Source organism: Chitinimonas prasina (genome assembly GCF_030160395.1).
Classification (GTDB): domain Bacteria; phylum Pseudomonadota; class Gammaproteobacteria; order Burkholderiales; family Chitinimonadaceae; genus Chitinimonas; species Chitinimonas prasina.
This window is the reverse complement of sequence record NZ_BSOG01000001.1, coordinates 1,468,916-1,492,130: the sequence shown is the minus strand read 5'-3', so window position 1 is coordinate 1,492,130 and position 23,215 is coordinate 1,468,916. Positions and strand designations below refer to the sequence as shown.

At 63.4% G+C, this 23,215-nt stretch carries 23 protein-coding genes and 3 tRNA genes; 14 read left to right on the top strand and 12 right to left on the bottom strand.

Annotated elements, in window-relative coordinates; genetic code table 11:
• Window positions 1-18: 18 nt before the first annotated feature.
• A complete protein-coding gene (locus tag QQK16_RS06885) occupies window positions 19-927 on the bottom strand; it encodes a M23 family metallopeptidase (protein WP_284195686.1) in 909 nt (302 codons plus the stop codon).
• Window positions 928-1,035: 108 nt separating this feature from the next.
• On the opposite strand from QQK16_RS06885, the gene QQK16_RS06880 reads away from it, so the two are divergent.
• Entirely contained in the window at window positions 1,036-1,482 is a 447-nt protein-coding gene (locus tag QQK16_RS06880) for a DUF721 domain-containing protein (protein WP_284195685.1), read from the top strand.
• 38 nt (window positions 1,483-1,520) lie between these two features.
• Here QQK16_RS06880 and QQK16_RS06875 read toward each other — a convergent pair whose 3' ends face one another.
• Genes QQK16_RS06875 through waaC form a run of 3 tightly spaced genes read right to left on the bottom strand, consistent with a single transcriptional unit; the run spans window position 1,521 to window position 4,735 of the window.
• Entirely contained in the window at window positions 1,521-2,477 is a 957-nt protein-coding gene (locus QQK16_RS06875; protein ID WP_284195684.1) for a ribonuclease Z, read from the bottom strand.
• A 42-nt stretch (window positions 2,478-2,519) separates the two neighbouring features.
• Window positions 2,520-3,779, bottom strand: a complete 1,260-nt coding sequence (waaA, locus tag QQK16_RS06870) for a lipid IV(A) 3-deoxy-D-manno-octulosonic acid transferase (protein ID WP_284195683.1) — start codon at window positions 3,777-3,779, stop codon at window positions 2,520-2,522.
• Entirely contained in the window at window positions 3,776-4,735 is a 960-nt protein-coding gene (gene waaC, locus QQK16_RS06865; RefSeq protein WP_284195682.1) for a lipopolysaccharide heptosyltransferase I, read from the bottom strand. The genes waaA and waaC overlap by 4 nt, the downstream gene beginning before the upstream one ends.
• Before the next feature lie 216 nt (window positions 4,736-4,951).
• On the opposite strand from waaC, the gene QQK16_RS06860 reads away from it, so the two are divergent.
• Entirely contained in the window at window positions 4,952-5,716 is a 765-nt protein-coding gene (locus QQK16_RS06860; protein WP_284195681.1) for a glycosyltransferase family 2 protein, read from the top strand.
• A complete protein-coding gene (locus tag QQK16_RS06855; RefSeq protein WP_284195680.1) occupies window positions 5,713-6,684 on the top strand; it encodes an NAD-dependent epimerase/dehydratase family protein in 972 nt (323 codons plus the stop codon). Before QQK16_RS06860 ends, QQK16_RS06855 begins: the two co-directional genes overlap by 4 nt.
• 19 nt (window positions 6,685-6,703) lie before the next feature.
• Here QQK16_RS06855 and ybaL read toward each other — a convergent pair whose 3' ends face one another.
• Both ybaL and QQK16_RS06845 read right to left on the bottom strand, forming a co-directional pair.
• Window positions 6,704-8,422, bottom strand: coding sequence for a YbaL family putative K(+) efflux transporter (ybaL, locus tag QQK16_RS06850; protein WP_284195679.1), 1,719 nt, complete (start codon window positions 8,420-8,422; stop codon window positions 6,704-6,706).
• 59 nt (window positions 8,423-8,481) lie between these two features.
• Window positions 8,482-9,888 carry a TAXI family TRAP transporter solute-binding subunit gene (locus tag QQK16_RS06845; RefSeq protein ID WP_284195678.1) on the bottom strand — a complete coding sequence of 469 codons (1,407 nt, stop codon included), beginning with the start codon at window positions 9,886-9,888 and terminating at the stop codon, window positions 8,482-8,484.
• A gap of 201 nt (window positions 9,889-10,089) precedes the next feature.
• Between QQK16_RS06845 and QQK16_RS06840 the strand changes: the two genes are divergently transcribed.
• Window positions 10,090-10,572, top strand: a complete 483-nt coding sequence (locus QQK16_RS06840; protein WP_284195677.1) for a VOC family protein — start codon at window positions 10,090-10,092, stop codon at window positions 10,570-10,572.
• Between the two features lie 99 nt (window positions 10,573-10,671).
• On the opposite strand, the gene QQK16_RS06835 is transcribed toward QQK16_RS06840, so the two are convergent.
• The 5 genes from QQK16_RS06835 to QQK16_RS06815 all read right to left on the bottom strand — a co-directional run bounded on the left by QQK16_RS06835 (window position 10,672) and on the right by QQK16_RS06815 (window position 12,960).
• Window positions 10,672-10,747, bottom strand: a tRNA-Lys gene (locus QQK16_RS06835).
• A gap of 22 nt (window positions 10,748-10,769) precedes the next feature.
• Window positions 10,770-10,845: transfer RNA gene (locus QQK16_RS06830), tRNA-Lys, on the bottom strand.
• Between the two features lie 201 nt (window positions 10,846-11,046).
• Window positions 11,047-11,466 carry a VOC family protein gene (locus QQK16_RS06825; protein WP_284195676.1) on the bottom strand — a complete coding sequence of 140 codons (420 nt, stop codon included), beginning with the start codon at window positions 11,464-11,466 and terminating at the stop codon, window positions 11,047-11,049.
• A gap of 150 nt (window positions 11,467-11,616) precedes the next feature.
• Window positions 11,617-12,261, bottom strand: a complete 645-nt coding sequence (locus QQK16_RS06820) for a thiol:disulfide interchange protein DsbA/DsbL (protein ID WP_284195675.1) — start codon at window positions 12,259-12,261, stop codon at window positions 11,617-11,619.
• A gap of 48 nt (window positions 12,262-12,309) precedes the next feature.
• Window positions 12,310-12,960 (bottom strand): SPOR domain-containing protein, encoded by a 651-nt coding sequence (locus tag QQK16_RS06815; RefSeq protein ID WP_284195674.1) that lies wholly within the window; start codon window positions 12,958-12,960, stop codon window positions 12,310-12,312.
• Window positions 12,961-13,170: 210 nt separating this feature from the next.
• On the opposite strand from QQK16_RS06815, the gene argH reads away from it, so the two are divergent.
• From argH to QQK16_RS06780, 7 genes are all read left to right on the top strand, one after another.
• Window positions 13,171-14,559, top strand: coding sequence for an argininosuccinate lyase (gene argH / locus QQK16_RS06810; RefSeq protein WP_284195673.1), 1,389 nt, complete (start codon window positions 13,171-13,173; stop codon window positions 14,557-14,559).
• Window positions 14,559-15,017, top strand: coding sequence for a GNAT family N-acetyltransferase (locus tag QQK16_RS06805; protein WP_284195672.1), 459 nt, complete (start codon window positions 14,559-14,561; stop codon window positions 15,015-15,017). Before argH ends, QQK16_RS06805 begins: the two co-directional genes overlap by 1 nt.
• A gap of 27 nt (window positions 15,018-15,044) precedes the next feature.
• A complete protein-coding gene (gene hemB / locus QQK16_RS06800) occupies window positions 15,045-16,046 on the top strand; it encodes a porphobilinogen synthase (protein ID WP_284195671.1) in 1,002 nt (333 codons plus the stop codon).
• Window positions 16,047-16,258: 212 nt separating this feature from the next.
• Window positions 16,259-18,184, top strand: coding sequence for a sensor domain-containing diguanylate cyclase (locus QQK16_RS06795; protein WP_284195670.1), 1,926 nt, complete (start codon window positions 16,259-16,261; stop codon window positions 18,182-18,184).
• Window positions 18,185-18,209: 25 nt separating this feature from the next.
• Window positions 18,210-18,818 (top strand): glutathione transferase GstA, encoded by a 609-nt coding sequence (gene gstA, locus QQK16_RS06790; protein WP_284195669.1) that lies wholly within the window; start codon window positions 18,210-18,212, stop codon window positions 18,816-18,818.
• 69 nt (window positions 18,819-18,887) lie between these two features.
• On the top strand, window positions 18,888-19,349 hold the full coding sequence (locus QQK16_RS06785) for a DMT family transporter (protein WP_284195668.1): 462 nt from the start codon (window positions 18,888-18,890) through the stop codon (window positions 19,347-19,349).
• Window positions 19,346-19,633: a YkgJ family cysteine cluster protein gene (locus QQK16_RS06780; protein WP_308446986.1), complete on the top strand. Its 288-nt coding sequence runs from the start codon at window positions 19,346-19,348 to the stop codon at window positions 19,631-19,633. The genes QQK16_RS06785 and QQK16_RS06780 overlap by 4 nt, the downstream gene beginning before the upstream one ends.
• A 3-nt stretch (window positions 19,634-19,636) precedes the next feature.
• On the opposite strand, the gene QQK16_RS06775 is transcribed toward QQK16_RS06780, so the two are convergent.
• On the bottom strand, window positions 19,637-20,848 hold the full coding sequence (locus QQK16_RS06775) for an HD-GYP domain-containing protein (RefSeq protein ID WP_284195667.1): 1,212 nt from the start codon (window positions 20,846-20,848) through the stop codon (window positions 19,637-19,639).
• A gap of 362 nt (window positions 20,849-21,210) precedes the next feature.
• Here QQK16_RS06775 and QQK16_RS06770 point away from each other — a divergent pair, with 362 nt between their 5' ends.
• The 3 genes from QQK16_RS06770 to QQK16_RS06760 all read left to right on the top strand — a co-directional run bounded on the left by QQK16_RS06770 (window position 21,211) and on the right by QQK16_RS06760 (window position 23,128).
• Complete coding sequence (locus tag QQK16_RS06770; RefSeq protein ID WP_284195666.1) at window positions 21,211-22,035, top strand: undecaprenyl-diphosphate phosphatase; 825 nt, start codon at window positions 21,211-21,213, stop codon at window positions 22,033-22,035.
• Between the two features lie 62 nt (window positions 22,036-22,097).
• A tRNA-Met gene (locus tag QQK16_RS06765) sits at window positions 22,098-22,173 on the top strand.
• Between the two features lie 289 nt (window positions 22,174-22,462).
• On the top strand, window positions 22,463-23,128 hold the full coding sequence (locus tag QQK16_RS06760) for a hypothetical protein (RefSeq protein ID WP_284195665.1): 666 nt from the start codon (window positions 22,463-22,465) through the stop codon (window positions 23,126-23,128).
• Window positions 23,129-23,215 lie beyond the last annotated feature (87 nt).

Below are 23,215 nucleotides of genomic sequence, written 5' to 3'. Positions count from 1 at the left end.
AGATTCAATACAGCACAATCAATCTGCAGCCACATTGACCGTGGCGGGCTTGGCCAGTTGCAGGAAATACCGCGGATTCTGCGGCACATCCTTATAGCGTATCTCAAAGTGCAAATGCGGGCCGGTAGAGCGTCCGGTACTGCCCAGCAGCGCAATCCGCTGCCCGGTCTTGACCGTATCGCCTTCCTTGACCAGCAGTTGCGAGCTATGCGCATAGCGGCTGCTGATACCGTTGCCATGGTCTATCTCGACCATATTACCATACTCGCCATGGTACTCGGCACGGCTAACCTTGCCGCCCGATGCCGCCATGATGGGCGTACCCACATCCCCCACGAAATCAATACCTTCGTGAAAAGTCTGGCGCCCGTTGAACGGGTCCAGCCGCCAGCCATAGGGCGAAGACCGGACACCCGCCTCGGTGGGCAGATTGGCTGGCGCCTGAAAGGTGTTGAGCTTGCGCTGGACCAGTATGGTATTGAACAGGTCGTACTGGTCTATGGCGTCTTCAATGCGCTTGTCGGCGCTGCTCACCAGGGCCTGCAGCTCCTTCAGCTTCAGGTCACGAGCCGGCAAGGAGGAGCTCGCCCCACCCTGCGGTGCCGCCACCGTGCTCTGGAAAGGCTGGCCATCGATGCCGGTACGGTCGGCCACCTGGCGGGTCAGGCCATCAAGTCGCACCAGCTGTGCCTGCATCTGGCCCAGCCGCACCGCCAGCGCATCAATCTGCACCTGCTGCGAAGCCGGTACGCCAGGGATGGAGGGGAGGGTAATGCCGAAGGAACGGGTCAGGTTATACGTCGCCCAGCTGGCCAGGGTCAGCGACCCCAGCAATGCCAGCGCACAGAACACCGCTACCAGCCACAGGTGGCGGGGACCCAGCGTCACCGCCCGCGAGAGGCGATTGGAAACCAGAATGATATTCATGCCTGCTTATCGGCCCTTTGTCAGTTTTCTTCAGCCCGCCGGGCAATGTGCCCATATTTTGCACCGGCAAAATAGTGATTCACTGCGCCAGCGTGCACAATACAGCCTATGAGTACCCGCACCTTCCAGACCTTCCTCTCCAGCCCGGAACTGCAGCGCCTGGCCCGTGTGGCACAAGCACAACGCCAACTCGACGCCCAATGGCGCGCAGCGCTACCAGCCGGCCTGGCAGGCCTGAGCGAGGTAGTGGGTATACAGGGGGAGTGCCTGCTGGTGGCGACCCGCAGTGCCGCCGTAGCCACCAAACTCAGGCAGATGGAAACACGCCTGATTATGCAGCTGAATGATAAGGGCTTGAAAATTAACGCAATCCGTTGCCGAATTCAAGTAGAACCGCTACCTCACCAGCAAAAAGCGCCCAAGCGCACCCCGGTGATCAGCCCCAAAGCCCTGGCCACACTCAACGCCGCCGCCGAATCACTGCCCCCGTCACCGCTGCGCGATGCCCTCGCCGCACTGGTCGCCAAGCGGCGGCGGAAAAACAGCTTCGAATAAGCGTCGCCAACAAAACCCGCGATGCCATACCGCTGGCACTAGCCCACCAGGCTCAACTGCCCCGCCTTGTTCAAGCGATAGCGGGCAAAATCCTCTGCCAACCATAACTGGCCACGGTACTGCGCCGCCGCTTCGGCGCGGATATCGTCTATCGACGGAGAGGCACTGATATCGGCCTGATAGCGGGCGCTGAAATGGGTCAGTACGAGATGGGGCAGGCCGGCAGCTTCGGCAAAACCAGCCACCCTGGCGGCGGCGCTATGGCCCACATCGCCCACCTTGTCGGCCACATCCTGGGTATAGGTCGCCTCATGCACCAGCACCTGGGCTGTCGCGCAGGCCTCGGCCAGCAAATCGGGATTGTCATTGTCGCCACCCACCACGATGCGCCTGGGTGCCCGGGGCGGCAGCAGGTAGTCATTCCCCTTGAGCGTACGCCCTGCATGCACCGCCTCACCGCCCTTCTTCAGCAACCCCCACAGCGGGCCGGGTGGTATGCCCTCGGCAGCCAGGCGGGCGGTGTCCAGCGTGGCCTCTACCGTGGTCTCGGTAAAACAGTAGGCATAAGAGGGCACACGGTGCGACAGCGGTAGCGCCCTTACCGTCCAGTTGTTGTGCTGCCAGCTGCCCAGCTCCTCGACCGACAGAAACTGCAGGGTATAGGGCAGGAACAAGGCCGTCAGCTGCTGAGTGGCGCGTATCCAGTCCGCGACACCGGCTGGCGCAATGATGGTCAGGGGCTGCTTGCGCCCCAGCATGGCCGCGCTGGCCAGCAGACCGGGCAGACCATAGCAGTGATCGCCATGCACATGGGTAATCAGAATGGCCTGCAGGTCATGGACAGACAGGGCGGTATGCAGCAATTGATGCTGGGTCGCCTCGCCGCAGTCCACCAGATACCAGTTGCTGCCCGTCTCCTCCAGCAAGGCCAGGCCGGTGACGTTGCGCTGCTTGGTGGGAGTGCCCGAAGAGGTCCCCAAAAAAATCAGATCCATGATGTACTCGTTAACGCTGAAAATCCCTGCTCCAGAATGGGATCAGGGCAGTAGTGTCATTACCCGCGCCACCGCGCCACGATGCCCGGCCACAAAAGCCAGGCCCGCCTGAGCCATGCCCTGGCGGGCAGCAGGCGCGGCCAGCAGGCTGGCCACCCCCGCCACTACCGCGTCCGCGTCGGCACATTGCTGCGCCGCGCCCAGGGCCACAGCCTCGGCCACCGCATCGGCGAAATTGAAGCTGGATGGCCCCAGCAACACGGGCACGCCCTGGGCGCAGGGCTCAATCACGCTATGGCTGCCCAGGTCCACCAGGCTACCACCTACAAAGGCCAGATCGACGGCCGCATAATAGGCGGCCAGCTCGCCCAGGCTGTCGCCCAGCAAAACCTGTACTTGGGCCGGCACGGCGGCATCCCCCTGCCATTGGCTGCGGCGCAGATAGCGCAGGCCGCGCTGCGCCAACAGGTTGGCCACTTCGTCGAAGCGTTGCGGGTGGCGCGGCACCAGCACCAGCAATACCTCTTCCGGCAACGGCTGACGAGCCAGGGCATCCAGCAGCAGCGCCTCCTCGCCTTCGCGGGTACAGGCAGCAGCCCAGACCGGCCGCTCGCCCATATGCTGCCGCCATTGCAGCCCCAGCTCGGTCAGGCCGCTATCCAGCCCAAAATCGAACTTGATATTGCCGCTCACCTGCACGGCCTTCGCCCCCAAGCTGGTCAATCGCTCCGCATCGCGTGGCCCCTGGGCTGCCACCCCGGCCAAGCGGGCCAAGGCAGGGCCCACCAGGCCGCTTACCCGCTGGTAGCCACGCAGCGATTTTTCCGACAGCCTGGCATTGACCAGGTAGAGCGGCACACCCGCATCGGCGCTGCCGTGCAACAGATTGGGCCATAGCTCCATTTCCATCAGCACGCCGAAGCGGGGCCGGAAATGCCGCAGAAAGCGCCCCACCGCACCAGGCAGATCGTAGGGCAGGTAGGCCACGGTCACACTATCGCCAAACAACTGTCGGGCCGTATCGCGGCCGGTAGGCGTCATCTGGGTCAGCACGATGCGGTGGTCGGGATGCCGCTGCCGCAAGGCGTTTACCAGCACCTGTGCCGCCCGTGTCTCACCCACCGACACTGCATGCAGCCAGATGACAGGGCCAGTGACGGTCTGCCGGTAAAACCCCAGCCGCTCAGGCCAGTCACGCCGGTATTCGGGCTGCCTGGCACCACGCCGCCACAGATAAGCAAAGGCCAGCGGCAGGGCCAGATACCAGGCCAGGCTGTAGAGCAGGCGCCACAGCCAGCTCATCGGGCCGCCAGGGCCGCGCTGACCACGGCTTGTACTTCGGCCACGCCGGGTGGCTGCTGCACCCCCCCCAGGCTTTGCGAGAAGGTACGGGCACGGGCACCCGCGTGGTGGGGGTCGGAATCGCAGAATATGCCCACCGTGGGGGTATCCACAGCAGCGGCCAGGTGCATGAGGCCGGTATCCACACCGATGGCAGCACGGGCATCGGCCAGCAGGCGCGCCCCCTCCACCAGCGAGAAGCGGGGCGGCACCACGCTGCCAGGCAGGGCGGCCGCCAGGCGTTGCGAGCGGGCTTTTTCCACATCACTGCCCCAGGGAAAGACCAGTTGCAGGCCCTGGCCCTGCAACCACTGGCCCAGCGCAATCCAGTTGGCCTCATCCCACAGCTTGGCGTCGCGGGCGGTGGCGGACAGGCAGACCACATAAGGCTGCTGCGGTTGCCAGTCCAGGCTCAGCTGCGGCGGCGCAATGCCGTAGTCCAGCCTGCCTTCGGGCTCATAGCCCAGCGCCCGCCCTGTCAGCATGCGGTTGCGCTCTATCACATGCACCGCCGGTATATCGAAGCGGCGGTCGTAGAACAGGCTGGCCAGCGGATCTCGCACCGTGTGGCGGGTGTAGCCCACCAGGGCGGCTCCGCTGAGTTTGCCCACCAGCGCACTCTTGAGCAGGCCCTGGCTGTCTATGGCCACATCGTATTGCGACTCGGCAATGGCCGACCTGAACGCCCGCATTTCGGCCCGATTGCCGCCGTTCCACAGCTTCTTGCGCCAACGCCGCAGTGCAAAGGGCACGATGCGGTTCACCCCGGGATGCAAACCCGCCAGGCCAACAAAGGCCTCCTCCACCACCCAATGGACGACCGCTTCGGGGAAATGTCGGCGCAGCTCGGTCACGGCCGGAAAGTTGTGGATGATGTCGCCCATGGACGACATCCGTATCAGCAGTATCTTGGACATGGACGGATTATAAGCGGCAGACCCTTGCCGGCCATCCCCGACCGCCACAAAGACAGCGCAAGGTGCATCTGCTCCCACTCCTTGGCGGGGGCGGGCAAGACCAAGCCCGCTGAAAACAACACAGACAACGCGAGAATGCGGTAGCAGATCGGGCTGGCGCGCTAGAATTGGCAGCGCCACTCCCTACCTCGCCCCCTACATAGTCAATTCGCAGCCATGCAAAAACTCAGTCTTGTCCTCATTACCAAGAATGCCGCCGACCAGTTGGGCCCCTGCCTCGACTCGGCCCAGGCCCTGGTGGACGAGATCATCGTGGTGGACTCGGGCAGCAGCGACGACACCCTGGCCCTGGCCGAGCGCTACGGTGCCCGTGTCACCCGGCAGGATTTTCTCGGCTTTGGCCCGCAAAAGCGTCTGGCCGTGAGCCTGGCCAGCCATGACTGGGTGCTGTGCCTGGATGCCGATGAGCGCCTGACACCGGAGCTGGCCGGCGCCATACGCACTGCGCTGGCCCAACCCAGCCACGGCGCCTACCGCATCGCCCGCCGCAACCGCTTTTTCGGGCGCTACCTGCGCCACGGTGAGGGCTACCCGGATTGGAATATCCGCCTGTTCGACCGTCGCCAGGCCAACTGGACCGAACATGCCGTGCATGAGCATGTGCTCTGCCCCAAGGGGGCAGGCGAACTGCGGGGCGACCTGCTGCACGACTCAGCCGAGCGCCTGGCCAGCTATCTGGAAAAACAGAATCGCTACACCGATATCCAGGCCCACGCCCTGTTCCAGCAAGGCCGCCGGGTCGGGCCGAGCAAGCTGCTCGGGGCACCGCTGGCGCGTTTTCTCCGCTTTTATCTGTTCAAGCGCGGCTGGCAGGATGGCGCAGCCGGCTTTGCCCATATCGCCATCGGCAGCTTCTTTGCCTTCGTCAAATACGCCAAGCTGATGGAGCACTGGCGCCAGAATGATGAGCGCAAACCATGAAAATCCTGCTGACCGGTGCCGCTGGCTTTATCGGCATGCACACTACCCTGGCCTTATGCCAGGCAGGCCATCAGGTGGTGGGGCTGGATAATCTCAATGACTACTACCCGGTCAGCCTCAAGCAGGCGCGGCTGGCACAGTTGCACACCCAGGCCGGCTTTCGCTTTGTCCGGGGCGATATCGCCGATGCACCTGCCTTGCTGGCGCTGTTCCGGCACGAAGCTTTCGACGCCGTCATCCACCTGGCCGCCCAGGCTGGCGTGCGCCACTCGCTGGTTGCGCCGCAAGCCTATGTGCAATCCAATCTGGTCGGCATGGCCAATGTGCTGGAGGCCTGTCGTCAGCACCCGGTGCGCCACCTGCTGTACGCCAGCTCGTCCAGTGTCTACGGCAACGCCCAGGCACCGTTCAGTGAGCAGGCCAGTACCGATCAGCCGCAGAGCTTCTACGCCGCCACCAAGAAGGCCGGCGAAGCCATGGCCTACAGCTATGCCCAACTCTATGGCCTGCCCTGCAGCGGCCTGCGCCTGTTTACCGTCTACGGCCCCTGGGGCCGGCCCGATATGGCGCCCTGGTTGTTTACCGAAGCCCTCCTGGCCGGCCGCGATCTGACGGTCTACAACCATGGCCAGTCACAACGAGACTTCAGCTATATCGACGATATCGTCAACGCCATGCTGGCCATCCTGCCGCTGGCGCCCAGCGGCCCCGGGGCGCCACATCGCCTGCTCAACCTGGGCCAGCAACAGGCCATACCTGTGCTGCAACTCATACAGCAGCTGGAGACCCTCACCGGCCGCACCGCCCACAAACGCTACCTCGACCTGCAAGCCGGCGATGTCCATGCCACCTGTGCCGACACCAGCGCCCTACAGGCCCTGATAGGGCCGCAGTCGCTGACCCCGCTCAGTACTGGGCTAGGGCGTTTCGTCGATTGGTTCCGCCAGTATCACGGCCACCCGCACTGACACCCACCTGCGCGGCGCCTCAGTCCTTGCCGCCGCCATGGCGCGCCAGGATATGCCGGGCCATGCCCAGGGCCAGTTGCTCCTCACCCAGGAACACCGTGCCGATGTTCTCCTTGCTCAGTAGCTCGGCCTCTTCCTCGTTGTGGCTGCGCACCAGTATCTCCACCCCAGGGTTCAGGGTCCGGGCCGTCTCCACCATCTTGCGCACCTTCAAGGTATCGGGCGTGGCTATCACCAGCGTACCGGCACGATGGATATGTGCCTGTATCAAGACCGCCGGGTCGGCCGCATCGCCACATACCGCCGCTACGCCGCGACCACGCAAGCGTTCCACGATTTCGCGGTTCTGTTCGGCCACCACATAGGCTATTTTCTGCTCACGCAAGGCCCGGGCGATACGTCGTCCCACCCGGCCATAACCCACCAGCACCACCTGGCCGGTCAACTGGGCCTGGTCGGTGCTCATCGGTAGCTCGGCCAGCGGATCGGTGCGGGCCTCCAGCTTGCGGGCCAGCTCGGAATGCTTGCGCAGCCAGTTCTGCAATGGCGAGATGGCCGAGAACACCACGGAATTCAGTGCAATCGAGATCAAGGCACCAGCCAGTATCAGGCTCTGCCCCTCTACAGGCAGCAAGCCCAGCGCCACCCCCAGGCCGGCCAGGATAAAGGAGAACTCCCCTATCTGCGCCAGGCTGGCGCCTACTGTCAGGGCGGTATTGAGCGGATAGCGGAAAGCAAGCACCAGCGCCATGGCCGCCACCGTCTTGCCCACGATGATGATGGCCGCGACGGCCAATACCTTGAGTGGCTCGTCCAGCAGCACCTGCGGGTCGAACAGCATGCCCACCGACACAAAGAACAGCACGGCGAACGCATCGCGCAAGGGCAGCGATTCATCAGCAGCACGGTGGCTGTATTCCGACTCCCGCATCATCATGCCGGCAAAAAAGGCGCCCAGCGCAAACGACACATCAAAAAGCTTGGCCGAGCCATAAGCCACACCCACCGCCGCTGCCACCACGCACAAGGTAAACAGCTCGCGCGAGCCTGTACGTGCCACCTGCCACAGCAGCATGGGAAACACCTTGCGCCCCACCACCAGCATCAGGCCTATGAACGCCGCCACCTTGGCCAGGGTAATGCCTATGGTGAGCCAGACACTGGTGCCGGCAGCCGCAGCGCCCTGCGCCGCCTCATCAACCTTGCCGCCCAGCAGGCCTGCCATCGGTGGCAGCAACACCAGCACCAGCACCATGATCAGGTCTTCCACCACCAGCCAGCCCACGGCAATCTGGCCGTTGACCGAGTCCAGCACGCCACGGGCCTCCAACGCCCGCAACAGCACCACGGTACTGGCCACCGACAGCGCCAGGCCAAACACCACGCCCGCCCCCAGCGACCAATCCCATAACCATATGGCCACCCCCATGCCCATGGCCGTTGCCACTGCAATCTGCACGATGGCGCCCGGCACGGCGATGCGCTTCACCGCCAGCAGGTCGTCCATGGAGAAATGCAGGCCCACGCCAAACATCAACAGCATCACGCCTATCTCGGCCAGCTGCCCGGCCAGCGCCACATCGGCCACATAGCCAGGGGTGGATGGGCCAATGATGATGCCAGCCACCAGATAGCCCACCAGGGGGGGCATGCGCAGGCGGGAGGCAATAAAACCCATGATCATGGCCAGGCCCAGGCCGGCGGCGATCGTCGTGATCAGATTGATGTCATGCGGCATGGTCACCTGTCGAAAGTAGGGTTGAAGCAAACTGAGAGCCTACCCCAGTGACGACCGGTTCAAGCCGGCTCGGTTCCCGCTTTTTGCGTGGCGTTGAATGCCAATCGAGACCGTACAAAGGCAACGTGCTCGCGCAACACATAAATCTGGTCAAGAAAGGCCAACGGCACCTTGAGTGCATTCACCCCCTGCTCTATCTCATCCAGCCGGGCCAGCAGGGCAGCCGTATCCTGCGCCGTCTCGTCACGCAGCCCCCGCTCCAGCGAGATCAGCGCCCCATACCAGGGGTAGATACGCGCCTGTATGCGCCAGCGGTAAAGCCAGGGCAGCAGGCGCAGGGCAGGGATCAACAGCACCGCCAACGGCAGCAATATGATCACGATGCGATCCAGCAGGCTGGCCAGCCAGAACGGCAGGTGGCGGTAGAAAAACCCCTTGCCGTACTGGTAATAGCGGGCGGCATCCTCGCTCAGGGCAAAATCGCTGCTCCGTGCCGCCGGAAACTCCCCCGCCTCCTGCAACAGACCGCGCCGGCCATGCACCTCCCGCGCCGCCTCGATCAGCAGATCCGACAGGGCAGGGTGCAAGTTCTCGCGCGCCACCAGCTCCACATTGGGGGCCACCAGGCTCACATCGGTCGGCGGAATATTGCGCGCCATGTCGATCGCCCCCATCGGCAGGGCCAGCTTGTTCAGCGCCCCCATGCGGCGGACCAGCGCATCAGCCTGGGAGAAGCTCATCAGCTTCACCTCCGGCGCCCGCATCAGCTTGCGGGTGATCTCCAGCGGCGCCGAATCCCCCATCAGTAGCACCGCATCGATTTCGCCCGCCATCAGCGCATCGACCGCATCGCCCGCCTCCAGCCCGCGCAACTGCGCATTGCGCCCCTGCTCGATACCATTGGCCTTGAACATGGCCGTCGCCAGCACCCGCGCACCGCTGCCGATGCGGCCTATCGAAATCTTCTTGTGCTCCAGCTCCGCCAGCCGGGTCAGCACCTGCTCGCCGCGGTAGAACACAAACACCGGCTGGTGCGACACACTGCCCAGCGACACCAGCCCCGGGCGCTCCGCCTCGGGCGATACCCCGTCTATCACAAAGCCGATATCCGCCCCACCCGCCCTCAGCCGCGCCAGATTCTCCAGCGAGCCTTCCGATTCCTGCACCACCAGCTTGATGCCATCGCGCGCCAGGATATCCCGGTACTTGATGGCATGCCGGTGAAAAGCGCTGCCCTCAGGGCCGGTGCTGATGGTCAGGGTCTTGGGCGGCGCCGGATTCAGCCACCAGATCGCCCCCGCCACCAAGCCCACCATCAGCAAGAGCACCGGCCCGATCACCAAGGCCATATCACGCCATGACACGGACTCGACCCGCGCATGAAACCGCGCAGGCAGCACCTTGCGCACCACCTTGCGGCGGAAGGTAAGCGGGGGATGGGTGCGATCAGGGCTGGGTTGAGGCATGCGGTTTCCTTCACTTTGCGCCAGTGTGCCACGACGCAGCCTGGATCAGGCTACCGGCAACACGGCCAATCGCCCTCTGCGTAAGCTCAGTTGTCTGCAGGCAGGTGGGCAAGCCGTCACATAACCGTCTACAACATGCACTAGCCTTTAGAAGCACCGCCCGCAAGATCACCCGGCAAAAACCCCATTCAGGAGGAAACCATGACTGTCAAAGCCATACCCGACGGCTACGCCAGCGGCATACCCTACCTCACCATCCAGGACACCGCCCGCGCTATCGACTTCTACAAGCAGGCCTTCGGCGCCGTCGAGCTGATGCGCATGCCCAGGCCTGACGGCAAAATCATGCACGCCGAGATCAGGATAGGCGAAGCCCCCATCATGATGGGCGAAGAGGCCGTCGAATGGGGTGCCCTCAGCCCCACCACCATAGGCAACACCGCCACCACCATCGTGCTCTACGTCCCCGACGTCGACGCCGCCATCGCACAGGCCGTCGAGGCCGGCGCCACCCTTACCATGCCGGTAGCGAACCAGTTCTGGGGCGACCGCAGCGGCGGCCTGTGCGACCCTTTCGGCCACAAGTGGATGCTGTCCACCCACATCGAGGACGTAGCCCCGGAAGAGATGCATCGCCGCATGGTGGCTATGTTTGCCGAGCAGCCTGGTAACGGTTGCGGCTAGCGCAGATCGGGCCGGCATGCGGAATGATCACCCGCCGGGCTGATAAGGTGCGCAGCAAAGCAAAAAGCCTGGATGCAGATGCATCCAGGCTTTTGTATTTGGTGGGGCGTCACAGATTCGAACTGTGGACCTACGGATTAAGAGTCCGCTGCTCTACCAACTGAGCTAACGCCCCAAATACTGCTTGTGAGTCCCTATGGTGGGTCGTGCGGGACTCGAACCTGCGACCAACGGATTAAAAGTCCGCTGCTCTACCAACTGAGCTAACGACCCCAGGGAGCCGCGCATTATAGCGATGCGGTTCGCTGTGTCAACACCTTTGTTGATCTCGGTGTTTGATCGGTACCGTTTTCGCGGTGCCGACACCTCGTCGTCAGGTCTCGAAGGCGGCATTCTGCCCAAACCAGGCGATTTAGGCAACCCTCTGCCGCAAACGCCTGCGGCTGGGTGGCGCCGCAGGCCGGATAGACCGCCTTACCAACTGCCAGTATTGCCCATGGAAGCCCAGGGCTCTGCCGGCGGCAGGGCATCGCCATCCTGCAGCAGTTCTATGGATATCTGGTCTGGCGAGCGCACAAAGGCCATGCGGCCATCGCGCGGCGGGCGCAGTATGGTCACGCCGTGGTCCATCAGTCGTTGGCAGGCTGCGTAGATATCGGGCACGGCATAGGCGATGTGGCCAAAGTTGCGGCCGCCGGTATAGACCTCGGGGTCCCAGTTATGGGTCAGCTCCACCTGGGCGTCATGGTCACCGGGGGCCGCCAGGTAAACCAGGGTAAAGCGGCCGGCCTCGTAATCCTTGCGGTGGACCAGTTCCAGCCCCAATGCATCGCGGTAGAACGCCAGCGAAGCATCCAGGTCGGTGACGCGCACCATGGTATGCAGGTATTTCATTTCCTCTCCCATTTTTATCAGTAAAACCGAGAGCATAAGGCCGGGCCGCCAGAATTCAAGCGGAACCGACCACTCGCGCCACTATCTGCCGGCCAGACCCATGAAAAAAGCGCCCGCAGGCGCTTTCCTCATGTCACGGCACTGGCCGGCTTATTTGGCGGCCTTTTCCTTGGCGATCAGGGCATTGATCACCTCGAAGAAGCGTTGATCGCCGCCAGCAACCTTGCTGGGCGAGGTTTTGTACTTACCGTTGATAACAAAGGAGGGCACGCCGTCGATATCGTAGTCATGGCTCATCTGCTTGGCGCGGGCCAGCAAGGCAGCCGTGCCGAAGCCGTTGTAAGCCGATTCAAACTGGGCGCGATTCAGCCCCTGCTTGGTGGCCCAATCCACGGCCACGGCGGGGTCGCGCAGCTCGATCTTGTCGCGGTGGACGGCATCGAACACCTTGGGGGTCAGGGCATTGACCTGGTTCATGGTCTTCAGCGCTACGAACAGGCGGGCATGGCCGTCCATATCGGTACGGCCATTCCATAGTACGTGCTCGCGGCGGAATGCCACCTCGGGCGGCAAGGTCTTGGCCCAGGCCTGCACGGCGGGCTCCAGGTGGTTGCAGTGGGGGCAGCCGTACCAGAAGAATTCCACCACCTCGATCTTGCCGGCCGGCTCGGTCGGCATGGCCTTGGGCAGGTAGTCGAACTCTACCCCTGGGCGGATATCGGCAGCAGTGGCCTGCAGGGCCAACACGGCGGCGGCCGATGCAATAAGGCGGGAAAACAACTGGGCGATGCGCATGCTTACTCCCTGGCTGGATGTTGGTTAGGGTGGGTGTGCCGTCAGGCACTATTGCTTGATCAGCGTAAAGTCGATGTTGTTGACGCGTAGCTGGGCGCGCACGCGGTCCACTTCCTCGGCCTGGGTCAGCGGGCCCAGGCGCACGCGGTGGAGCACGCCCTTGCCTTCCACCTCGCTGGTCTGGATGCTGGCTTCCATGCCCAGCAGGGCCAGCCTGGCCTTGAGGTTGTCGGCATCGGCCTCGCTCTGGAATGCCCCTACCTGCAGATAACTACCCCGCGCCGGCTGCACCGTGGCAGGCGGCACTGCATCGGCAGGCTTGGCCGGGGTTGCCGGTTTGGTCTCGGCAGCCGGCTCGGGCAGGATGTCGTAGAAGGTAAACGGCTGAGCGTCCTTGCCCTGGTTGGCAGGGGGCGTGGCCGCAGGCTGGGCCGGCCGCACCGGCAACTTGTTGTTGGAGCCGGTCGGCGCGAGTATCTCTGGCGCAACAGGTGTGGCCGCCGGTTTGGCCGGAGCCGGGTCGGGCAAGCGCCCGGCAAAGGGGTTGGGCGCCTTGTTCAGATAGAGCGCAGCCGCCACGGCGATGACAAGCCCCATGCACAGCCCGATAAACAGGCCGGCCAGGGTACCCCCTCCGCCTCCACCGCGCTTGCTGCTACTGGCTGCCGGACGCTTGCTACTCTTGTAATCCTTGCTCATGACCCACTCTGGTGCAGCGCGGCGAAGGCCACGCGAATCGCCGCATTATAGCGAGCAAGCCTGAACCGCCGCTTACTATCAAGGCCTTGGCAATGCAATATCTATCGCTTTCGTGACCAATACCGCGACATTACGGCTTTGCCGCACTGCGGCAAAAGTACCAATTGCCCTATAATCGGGCAATTCATCCCCATTCTGGAACTCGCGTTCATGCAAGACGCTGCCCCGAAAACCTGGTCTGGCCGTTTTTCCGAGCCTGTTGCCGAACTGGTCAAGCGCTATACCGCCTCGGTCTTCTTCGACAAGCGCCTGGCGGAATACGATATCGAGGGCTCGCTGGCCCATGCCCAGATGCTCAACAAGGTGGGCGTACTGTCGGGTGACGACCTGAACGCCATCACCGAGGGCATGGCCCGGATACTGGCATCCATCCAGGCGGGCACCTTTGAATGGTCGCTGGACCTCGAAGACGTCCACATGAATATCGAGAAGCGGCTGACCGACCTGATAGGCGATGCCGGCAAGCGCCTGCATACCGGGCGCAGCCGCAACGATCAGGTCGCCACCGATATCCGCCTGTGGCTGCGCCACGAGATCGACGCCCTGGTGCACCTGGCAGAAGACCTGCAGCACTCGCTGCTGGACCTGGCCGAGAAGCATGCCGAGACGGTGATGCCGGGCTTTACCCATCTGCAGGTAGCCCAGCCCATTACCTTTGGCCATCACCTGATGGCCTATGTGGAGATGCTGGCCCGCGATGTGGAGCGCCTGCGCGACACCCGCAAGCGCGTCAACCGCCTGCCACTGGGCGCTGCCGCCCTGGCCGGCACCAGCTACCCGATAGACCGCGAGTTCGTTGCCCGCCAACTGGGCTTCGATGCGGTTTGCGAAAACTCGCTCGATGCCGTCAGCGACCGTGATTTCGCCATCGAATTCACGGCTGCCTCGGCCCTGGTGATGACCCATCTGTCGCGCCTGTCCGAAGAACTGGTGCTGTGGATGAACCCGCGTTTTGGCTTTATCGACATGGCCGACCGCTACTGCACCGGCTCCAGCATCATGCCGCAGAAGAAGAACCCCGATGTACCCGAGCTGGTGCGGGGCAAGACCGGCCGCGTCAACGGCCACCTGATGGCGCTGTTGACCCTGATGAAGGCCCAGCCGCTGGCCTACAACAAGGATAATCAGGAAGACAAGGAACCGCTGTTCGACACCGTCGACACCCTGTCGGCCACCTTGCGCATTGTGGCAGACATGATGCGCGGCGTGGTGGTCAAACCCGATGCCATGCGCCGTGCCGTCAAGCAGGGCTACGCCACCGCTACTGACCTGGCCGACTACCTGGTCAAGAAGGGACTGCCCTTCCGCGATGCCCACGAGGCCGTCGCCCTGGCCGTGCGCTATGCCGGCGAACAGCGCAAGGATCTGGCCGAGCTGAGCCTGGTGGAACTGGGCACCTTCTCGCCCCTGATCGCCGGCGACGTGTTTGACGTCCTGACGCCCGAGGGCTCGCTGGCCAGCCGCGACCATATCGGCGGCACCGCACCCAGGCAGGTTCGCGCCGCCATCGCCCGTGCCCGCGCCCGACTGAGCGCCTGATGCTGCAGTGGCAATGGGCCACCCTGGCCGAGCTGAGCAGCCTGCAATGGCAAGAGGTGGGCGTGCTGCGGCAGACCGTGTTCGTGGTGGAGCAGACCTGCCCCTTTCCCGATCTCGACGCCAGGGATCTCGACAGCCACCACCTGCTGGGCCGCAACGCCGAAGGCCGGCTGGTGGCCTATCTCCGGCTGGTGCCGGCCGGCCATAAATACGCCACGCCCTCGCTGGGCCGCGTGGTGACGGCGGCCGAGGCCCGTGGCACAGGTGCCGGCAAGGCCCTGATGCTGGAAGGCCTGGCCGGCCACCAGCGCACTTACCCCGGCCAACCCAACACCATAGGCGCGCAGGCCTATCTGAGCGGCTTTTACCAGTCGCTGGGCTTTGTGCCCATCAGCGAGACCTATCTCGAAGACGATATCCCCCATATCGATATGGTGTGGACCCCGCCTGCCGCCTGACCGTCTCTCCCTTACCGGAACGCCACCATGCACAGCAACCGCCAGTACCCCAGCTACCGCCCCCGCCGCATGCGGCGCGACGAGTTCAGCCGTCGCCTGATGCGTGAGCATGTACTCAGCACCAACGATTTGATCTGGCCGGTGTTTATGCTGGAAGGGCAGGGCAAGCGCGAAGAAGCCGTGGCCTCCATGCCCGGTGTGGTACGCATGAGCCTGGAGGCGCTGCTGCCCAAAGCCGAGGAGGCGCTCAGCCTGGGCATACCGGCACTGGCCCTGTTCCCGGTGATACAAGGCCCCAAGACTGCCGATGGCGAAGCTGCCTGCGACCCGGCAGGGTTGATACCCACCGTGGTGCGTGCCCTGAAGTCGCGTTTTCCGGAACTGGGCGTCATTACCGACGGCGCCCTCGACCCCTATACCAGCCACGGCCAGGATGGCGTGATCAATGATGACGGCTATGTGATGAACGATGAAACCGTCGCCATCCTGGTTCGGCAGGCGCTTTGCCATGCCGAAGCCGGCGTCGATATCGTTGCCCCCAGCGACATGATGGACGGCCGTATCGGCGAAATCCGCAAGGGGCTGGATGCGGCCGGCTTTATCCATACCCGCATCATGGCCTATTCGGCCAAGTACGCGTCGTCCTACTACGGCCCCTTCCGCGATGCGCTGGGGTCGGCCGGCAACCTGGGCAAGGGCAACAAGTACAACTACCAGATGGATCCGGCCAATTCGGACGAGGCCCTGCACGAAGTGGCACTGGACCTGCAGGAAGGTGCCGACATGGTCATGGTCAAGCCTGGCCTGCCGTACCTGGATATCGTGCGGCGGGTAAAGGACGAGTTCCGTGTGCCCACCTATGTCTACCAGGTGTCGGGTGAGTACGCCATGATCAAGGCAGCAGCCCAGAATGGTTGGCTGGACGAGCGCGCCGCGGCCATGGAGGCGCTGACAGCGATGAAACGGGCGGGCGCAGATGGCGTACTGACCTACTTCGCCCCCCAGGCAGCAGCGTGGTTGCGCGGCTAAGTGCCTTGTCCGCTATCCGGCACTGCCCGGAACGCCAGGGCAAAAAAATCGTGAACAGGCTCTAAGAGCCTGACCCGCAGCGGGTACAGCAGGGGCAGTACCCAAGCCGCAGGGCCACGCCACCGTCGATACTGCAAACCGCCCGGCAAGCCGCCGGGTCGGCTTCTATACTTTGCAGCGTCAACTGTTGCAGGACCCGGCGACCACGCCCCATGTCCCAAACACGTTCATTACTGCGGCGGCCACGCCGGCTGGTGGAAATTCGCGAGTTCCTGCAGGCGCGGCGACGCCTGCTGAGCTGGTTGCTGGCGGCTGCATGTGTCATGAGTAGCCTGATCGCCTGGGAACTGGTGCTATCACATCAGAATACCCGCAAGGCCTCGCAACTGGCGGGCCATAACCTCAGCCTGCTGCTCAAGGAGCAACTGGACGGCGCCTTCCGCGAGACCGACCTGGTACTGCGCGACCTCGCCGGCCGGGCCGACACCCGCCAGCTGGCGCGCCTGCCCACCATCACAGCAGACGAGAAACTCAGCCTCTCCATCCTGCTCGATGACAAACTCTCCACCCTGCCGCAGGTCGAGTTCCTGGCCTTTGTGTCACCCGACGGCAGTACCGCGCTTAGCCCTGGCTACTATGGCCCAGCCGATGCCCGCCAGCGTGGCTTCTATCAGCAGTTGCAAGACAACCCCGGCCAGGAGCTGGTGTTCTCTCCCCCGATGCAGATACCGAACTCCATAGAACTGGGCTTTCTGATGGCGCGCCGCATTCCCTCGGGGGATAGGCAGATGGGTGGCATGGTGGTGGCGCTGGTCAAGCTGGAGTACTTCCATCAACTGGCACGACGGCTGGAGGCCGTCGAGGGCAGCGTGTTTACCCTGACCGACAACAACCTCCTGGTGGTGGCCCGCTACCCTGAAATTCCCGGTGCGATCGGCAAAGCCCCTGCCAACAGCCTGCAACTGAGCTCCTGGGTCGATGGCCGCAGTACCGGCTACACCGTCACCCGCTCTCCCTATGACGCCGTAGAGCGGGGCTATACCTTCCGCCGGCTGGAGCATTTCCCCTTCATCGTGCTGGTAGGCCAGCCCGAGAATGCCTATTACGGCGACTGGCGCCTGAAGGCCGGTGCCTATGTCAGTACCCTGCTGGTGTTGCTGTGCTTTGGCCTGGCCATGATCTGGCGCGGCTGGCGCGAGGCCAAGCTGGCGCTGGCACTGCAGTTGGGCGCACAACGGCTGCAGGAGCAGGATGCCCATATCGTGCGCGCCATCGAGACCATCTCGCGCCCGCTGTTGCTGGTAAGGGCTGACGGCGACATCATCCTGCAGGCCAACAAGGCCGCTGCCGAGCTATGCGGCCTGCCAGTCGAATCGCTGATAGGCCAGCCCCTGACCCAGCTCTACCTGCGGCCCGAGCATCATGTGGAGATCACCGCGCAACTGACCGCCCGCCAATCGCTAACCGACTACGAACTCAAGTTCCGCCGGCCTAATGGCGACAGCTACTGGGTGGCGCTGTCCGGTTCCGTCATCGAATACCAGGGCGAGCGCGCCTATTTCGTCAACCTCACCGACATCAGCGAGCGCAAGCAGGCTCAGGAGTCACTCTGGCGCCGCGCCACCCTGGACCCGCTGACCGGCATACCCAATCGCGGCTACTTTCTGGAGCGGGCACAGCTGGAGTGGCTGCGCGCCGTACGCTACTGCCATCAAGTAGGCGTGCTGATGCTGGACCTGGATCACTTCAAGACGGTTAACGATACCCATGGCCATGATGCCGGTGATCGGGTGCTGCAACGATTTGCCGAGCGAATACAGGGCGAGTTGCGCGAAACCGACCTGTTTGGCCGCCTGGGAGGCGAGGAATTCGCCGTCCTGCTGCCCGAAGAAACGGAAACCGGCCTGCTGGAAGCAGCCGAACGGCTGCGCAATGCACTGGCCAGCAAACCCATCGTACTAGAGGATGGCCACGCCCTGGCTATCACCATGAGCGTGGGCTGCACCCTGTCCAACGAACTGTCGCCCGATATCGAAAGCCTGCTGAAGGAAGCCGACCAGGCGCTCTATGCCGCCAAGGCAGCGGGTCGCAACCGCGTCATGGCTTACAAGCCCGTCGTCTCCGATACCCTACGCTAAACCCCTCACCCGGATATCCCTCGCCATGAAACTCTACTACTCCCCCGGCGCCTGCTCGCTCTCCCCCCATATCGCCCTGCGCGAGGCCGGACTACCGGTCGAACTGGTCAGGGTCAACCTCAAGAACCACCAGACCCAGGACGGCACCGATTTCTACACCATCAACCCCAAGGGCTACGTGCCCACCCTGATACTCGATGACGGCGCAACGCTGACCGAAGGCCCAGCCATCGTCCAATACATCGCCGACCAGCTACCGCTGAGCCAGCTGGCACCGCCCCATGGCAGCATGGCCCGCTATCGCCTGCAGGAGTGGCTTACCTTTATCGGCACCGAGATACACAAAGCCTTCGGCCCGCTCTGGAACCCCGGGGCCCCAGCCGAGACACGTGCGGCCGCCCAAGCCAGGCTGGAGCAATGGTTCGGCTGGCTGGATCAGCAACTGGGCCAGCACGACTACCTGATGGGCGATACCTTTACCGTGGCCGACGGCTATCTGTACACCTGCGTCAACTGGTGCAACTTCCTCAAAATCAGCCTAGCCCCCTGGCCGCATCTGGGAGACTATATGCAGCGCGTGGCCCAGCGCCCCGCCGTGCAGGCCGCCCTGCGTGCCGAAGGCCTGCTCGATTAACCCTTCCCTAAGAGCCTGTTTACGATCTTTTCGCCGGGGTGAAAAAACCGTGGACAGGCTCCAAGCCACATGACTACGCTCTATTATCTATTTGCCTTCACCATAGGCTGTGTGGTGCCGCTGCAGGCCGCCATCAACAACCAGCTCAAGCTGCAGATCGGCGGCAGCACCCTGCTGGCCGCCCTGCTGTCCTTCGCCGTCGGCACCTTGGCCCTGCTGCTGATCGCCGCACTGACCGGCCAGCGCTGGTCCGGCCTGACGGGCCTGGCACAGGTCAGCGGCTGGCAGCTCAGCGGCGGGCTCATGGGCGCCCTGTTTGTCTTCGGCACCACCCTGCTGGCCCCTCGCATAGGCGTAGCGGCCATGCTGTCGCTGATCATCGCCGGCCAGATACTGCTGTCGCTGCTGTTTGACCGCTACGGCTGGCTGGGCCTGGCCGTGCGCGAGGTCTCGCGAGCACGGCTAGTGGGTGCCCTGCTGGTGGTGGTTGGCGTATTGCTGGTCAACTATGGCGACAGGCTGGGCAAATGATGGAATGCCGCCTGGGCTGCGCAGCCTGCTGCATCGCGCCGTCGATCTCCTCCCCCATCCCCGGCATGCCCCATGGCAAGCGGGCAGGTGAGCGTTGCGTGCAGTTGGATGAGCTCGATCTATGCAAGCTGTTCGGCAAGCCTGAGCGGCCCGCCGTCTGCTGCGGGCTGCAGCCCAGCCTAGAGATGTGCGGCAGCAGCCGCGAACAAGCCATGCATTACCTGGGCTGGCTGGAGCGGGAAACCGGCGAGTTCACCCCTGCGGCCCGCTGGCCAAGGAACTAGCACCTACAGAAACCGCTGGGTATCAATCTTCCACTTGGACGGGCTCTCATGGCTGACTATCTTGTCCGCCCCCGTTTTGCCGCTAGGCTTGGCCAGATCGATCTCGGTCGGTGGCAGATAGCCCTTCTTGGTATCAAAGATCACCTTGACCTTGGGCTGTAGCAGGCTTTCCTCGTTGTGCTCGGTCACCAGGCCCAGTCGGCCGCTTTCCAGCAGCACCAGGGTGCCTACCGGGTAGATGCCAACGCAGCGCATGAAGGCCTTGACCAGGTCGGGCTCGAAGTGGAACTTGCTCCATTCGAATATCTTGCGCAGCGCATCGGTGGGCGGCATGCCCTTGTGATAGCAGCGGTCTGCCGTAATGGCGTCGTAGACATCGACAATGGCGCACATCTTGGCCAGCGTGCTGATCTGGTCGGCCGCCTGCTTGTCCGGGTAGCCCGAACCATCCACCCGTTCGTGGTGGTGCAGGGTGATATCGAGCGGAATCGGCCCCACGCCAGGGGTCTTAAGCAGTATCTCGTAGCCGTCACGCGGGTGGCGGCGGACAATGTCAAATTCCTCGTCGGTAAGCCGCCCTGGCTTGTTCAATATGCTGTCCGGCACCAATGCCTTGCCGGTATCGTGCAGTAGGCCGCCCAAGCCCGCCTGCCGAGTCGTCTCTGCATCCAGCCCGACCGAGCGGCAGAACGCCACCATGAAGGTACAGACGCTGACCGAATGCAGGAAGGTATAGTCGTCCTTGTTCTTGATGTGCATCAGCCCGATCAGCGCGCCGGAATTGCGCAGTATCGACTCGGTGATACCCGCCACCACCGGCTCCACCGCCTCCATATTGACCGCCTTGCCCAGCCGCGCGTCCTGCATCACATTGCGCACTAGATTGGCGGCCTGGCTCTTGATAGCGCGGGCACGCCCCATTTCCTCGGCGGTCGATATCCGTATGCGGGGGGCAGGCTCGCTCTCAGCAATGGCGATCATCTCGGCCTGCAGGGCGGTCTGCACTTCTTCCTGGGTGGGGGCATCGGGAACATCAAGGCCCCGGTCGGTGTCGATGTAGACTTCAGGAATGGCGCACTTGATGATGGTTTCTATTTCTTTTTCCGACTTGATCGGAAACGCCGAGCGCATGAAGGGGTGCTGGGACCAGTCGGCTCCCAGATCGTGGATATACATCCCGACCTTGAGTTCTTTGGAGGAAACACGCTTGATCATGTAAGAAACTCCAGGCTCGACCCCACCTCTAATCGAGCGGGTTCAATTCAGTCTAGACGATAATCCACTGCACCCAACCCCAGGCATCGGCGCACCGGATAAATTTATCCGGCAACCCGTACGGCAAAGGTTGCCAGAGACTGTGGCTGCCCAACAGGGCAAGGCGCGAATGAACCCCTTCAACGCAGTACTGGATTGATATATAAGGCAGGATTCTTCTCAAGCAACGCCGTATTGCGACACAAACCAGGTTGCTGGCCGTTGCCTTGATGAAATGGGGGCAACCTCCCTACCATCCTCGCCGCACTAAGCCGGGCCTCATCCCCGCCCTTAACTTCTTACCTAGCAAGACCACCCCCGCCATGGATTTTCTGCTGCTGTTCAAGTCGCTCATCATGGGCATCGTCGAGGGCCTCACCGAGTTCCTGCCCATTTCCAGCACCGGCCACCTGATACTGACCGGCCACCTGCTGGATTTCCTGGACAAGGAAAAACGCGACGTCTACGAGATCTTCATCCAACTGGGTGCCATCCTGGCCGTGGCCTGGGAATACCGCAGCCGGCTGATACAGGCCGCTGCCGGCGCCCGCGAGCCCGGCCCCGGCAGGCAGCTGCTACTCAACCTCGCCATCGCCGCCATACCGGCACTGGCCCTGGGCAAGCTGTTCGGTAGCCAGATCAAGGCCGTGCTGTTCAACCCCATCTGCGTGGCCATCAGCTTTATCGTGGGCGGGCTGATCATCCTGTGGGCCGAAAAGCGCCAGCACAGCATCAGCGCCCAGACCATGGACGACATCACCCCCTGCATGGCCCTCAAGATCGGCCTGGCGCAATGCCTGGCCCTGATACCGGGCACCTCGCGCTCCGGCTCCACCATCATAGGCGGGCTGTTCTTCGGCCTGTCCCGCCAGGCTGCTACCGAGTTCTCCTTCCTCCTCGGCATCCCGGTGTTGGGCACCGCCTCGCTCTACAGCCTGTACAAGCACCTGCCCGCCATGACCGCACAAGACATCCCGGTGTTTGGTGTCGGCCTGGTCGCCAGCTTCGTCTTCGCCCTGATCGCCGTACGTGCCCTGCTGCGCTTTATCGCCAGCCATACCTTCGTGGTCTTCGCCTGGTACCGCATCGCCTTCGGCTTCGTGGTGTTGCTCACTGCCTACACAGGCTGGGTAAACTGGACCGCCTGACATTTAATTGCACACAGTGCTTGACGACCCATCAAGTATCCGACATAATCTTTCCTCTCTGTCGCGGGATGGAGCAGTTGGCAGCTCGTCGGGCTCATAACCCGAAGGTCACAGGTTCGAGTCCTGTTCCCGCAACCAAGAACATCAAGGCCTTAGACGCGAAAGCATCTAGGGCCTTTTCGTTTTGGTTGGCTCTTCGGCAGAGCTGCGCATAGTTATGCTCTCCCGCACGTGCTCAGCCAGCGCACCTCGGCTTCATCGCGGGCAACCCACAGCTCTGGCGCCCCATATCGTCACACCTGCCATAGGCACTGCGCATTGCGCGGTTGGCCCTACAAACTGAAACCGCGTCCCGCGCGCGGCTTTCTGCTTTGCCCCGCCTGGTCTACTATCTGAGCTCCTTATCGCCTAAGCCATCGACACCGATATGCGCCACCTGCCTAGCCTTCTTGCCGCCCTGTTGCTATCCCCCGTGCTGCACGCTGCCGACCAGCCTGGCGCTGCACCGGTACAGTTGCCGCCGGCCTGGGCGCGTGGCGTGCCGGTCAGCACCCTGATTGGCGCCGATGTGGCGGCCGGCCTGAGCGGCCAGGCTACGCCGGCACAGTTCATCCTCAAAGTAACCGATCTGGCGCGGCTGCCGCAGCCGGTGCAGGGTGCCAGCGAGTGTGTGTTCGAGGCAGAGGGCTGGGCCAATTTGTCGTCCGAGCGGATTACCGTGCAGCCGCGCCTGTTGCGCTGCTTTGATAGCCAAGGTCGCGAGATCGCCAGCCGGGCCGTGCGTGGCTTTGCGGCGGACAAGGATGCCCGCAACGGAATCAAGGCGCCTTTGCTGTGGGGACAGGCCGCCAAGGATCTGCTGTTGATGGGGGTGGGCGCGCAGGCCAAGCAGAATTTCCTGCAGCGGGCCGCCAAATCAGCGCTGGGCCGCGCTTCGATGGGGTTGACCGATGACCTGATGGGTGGTGACAAGGCACCCAGGGTGGAAGGCGATGCCGTGCGTGAAGTTCGCAGCAGCGAGACACTGCTGCCCATGCTGGCGCTGGAGCCGGGCCGTGAGTTCAACATCGTGCTGAGTGGTACGCCGCAGTAGGCACCACCCACCGCACCTAGCCTGGCCTCCCCCTGACGGGCGGCCCGGGCTAAATCGCTGCAATAAAAGACCCGCTACACCCTGGGC

What these genes read in the sequence shown, in the direction of transcription:
- QQK16_RS06885 (WP_284195686.1), bottom strand. Translation starts at nt 927, where the DNA reads ATGAATATCATTCTGGTTTCCAATCGCCTCTCGCGGGCGGTGACGCTG.
- QQK16_RS06880 (WP_284195685.1), top strand. Translation starts at nt 1,036, where the DNA reads ATGAGTACCCGCACCTTCCAGACCTTCCTCTCCAGCCCGGAACTGCAG.
- QQK16_RS06875 (WP_284195684.1), bottom strand. Translation starts at nt 2,477, where the DNA reads ATGGATCTGATTTTTTTGGGGACCTCTTCGGGCACTCCCACCAAGCAG.
- waaA (WP_284195683.1), bottom strand. Translation starts at nt 3,779, where the DNA reads ATGAGCTGGCTGTGGCGCCTGCTCTACAGCCTGGCCTGGTATCTGGCC.
- waaC (WP_284195682.1), bottom strand. Translation starts at nt 4,735, where the DNA reads ATGTCCAAGATACTGCTGATACGGATGTCGTCCATGGGCGACATCATC.
- QQK16_RS06860 (WP_284195681.1), top strand. Translation starts at nt 4,952, where the DNA reads ATGCAAAAACTCAGTCTTGTCCTCATTACCAAGAATGCCGCCGACCAG.
- QQK16_RS06855 (WP_284195680.1), top strand. Translation starts at nt 5,713, where the DNA reads ATGAAAATCCTGCTGACCGGTGCCGCTGGCTTTATCGGCATGCACACT.
- ybaL (WP_284195679.1), bottom strand. Translation starts at nt 8,422, where the DNA reads ATGCCGCATGACATCAATCTGATCACGACGATCGCCGCCGGCCTGGGC.
- QQK16_RS06845 (WP_284195678.1), bottom strand. Translation starts at nt 9,888, where the DNA reads ATGCCTCAACCCAGCCCTGATCGCACCCATCCCCCGCTTACCTTCCGC.
- QQK16_RS06840 (WP_284195677.1), top strand. Translation starts at nt 10,090, where the DNA reads ATGACTGTCAAAGCCATACCCGACGGCTACGCCAGCGGCATACCCTAC.
- QQK16_RS06825 (WP_284195676.1), bottom strand. Translation starts at nt 11,466, where the DNA reads ATGAAATACCTGCATACCATGGTGCGCGTCACCGACCTGGATGCTTCG.
- QQK16_RS06820 (WP_284195675.1), bottom strand. Translation starts at nt 12,261, where the DNA reads ATGCGCATCGCCCAGTTGTTTTCCCGCCTTATTGCATCGGCCGCCGCC.
- QQK16_RS06815 (WP_284195674.1), bottom strand. Translation starts at nt 12,960, where the DNA reads ATGAGCAAGGATTACAAGAGTAGCAAGCGTCCGGCAGCCAGTAGCAGC.
- argH (WP_284195673.1), top strand. Translation starts at nt 13,171, where the DNA reads ATGCAAGACGCTGCCCCGAAAACCTGGTCTGGCCGTTTTTCCGAGCCT.
- QQK16_RS06805 (WP_284195672.1), top strand. Translation starts at nt 14,559, where the DNA reads ATGCTGCAGTGGCAATGGGCCACCCTGGCCGAGCTGAGCAGCCTGCAA.
- hemB (WP_284195671.1), top strand. Translation starts at nt 15,045, where the DNA reads ATGCACAGCAACCGCCAGTACCCCAGCTACCGCCCCCGCCGCATGCGG.
- QQK16_RS06795 (WP_284195670.1), top strand. Translation starts at nt 16,259, where the DNA reads ATGTCCCAAACACGTTCATTACTGCGGCGGCCACGCCGGCTGGTGGAA.
- gstA (WP_284195669.1), top strand. Translation starts at nt 18,210, where the DNA reads ATGAAACTCTACTACTCCCCCGGCGCCTGCTCGCTCTCCCCCCATATC.
- QQK16_RS06785 (WP_284195668.1), top strand. Translation starts at nt 18,888, where the DNA reads ATGACTACGCTCTATTATCTATTTGCCTTCACCATAGGCTGTGTGGTG.
- QQK16_RS06780 (WP_308446986.1), top strand. Translation starts at nt 19,346, where the DNA reads ATGATGGAATGCCGCCTGGGCTGCGCAGCCTGCTGCATCGCGCCGTCG.
- QQK16_RS06775 (WP_284195667.1), bottom strand. Translation starts at nt 20,848, where the DNA reads ATGATCAAGCGTGTTTCCTCCAAAGAACTCAAGGTCGGGATGTATATC.
- QQK16_RS06770 (WP_284195666.1), top strand. Translation starts at nt 21,211, where the DNA reads ATGGATTTTCTGCTGCTGTTCAAGTCGCTCATCATGGGCATCGTCGAG.
- QQK16_RS06760 (WP_284195665.1), top strand. Translation starts at nt 22,463, where the DNA reads ATGCGCCACCTGCCTAGCCTTCTTGCCGCCCTGTTGCTATCCCCCGTG.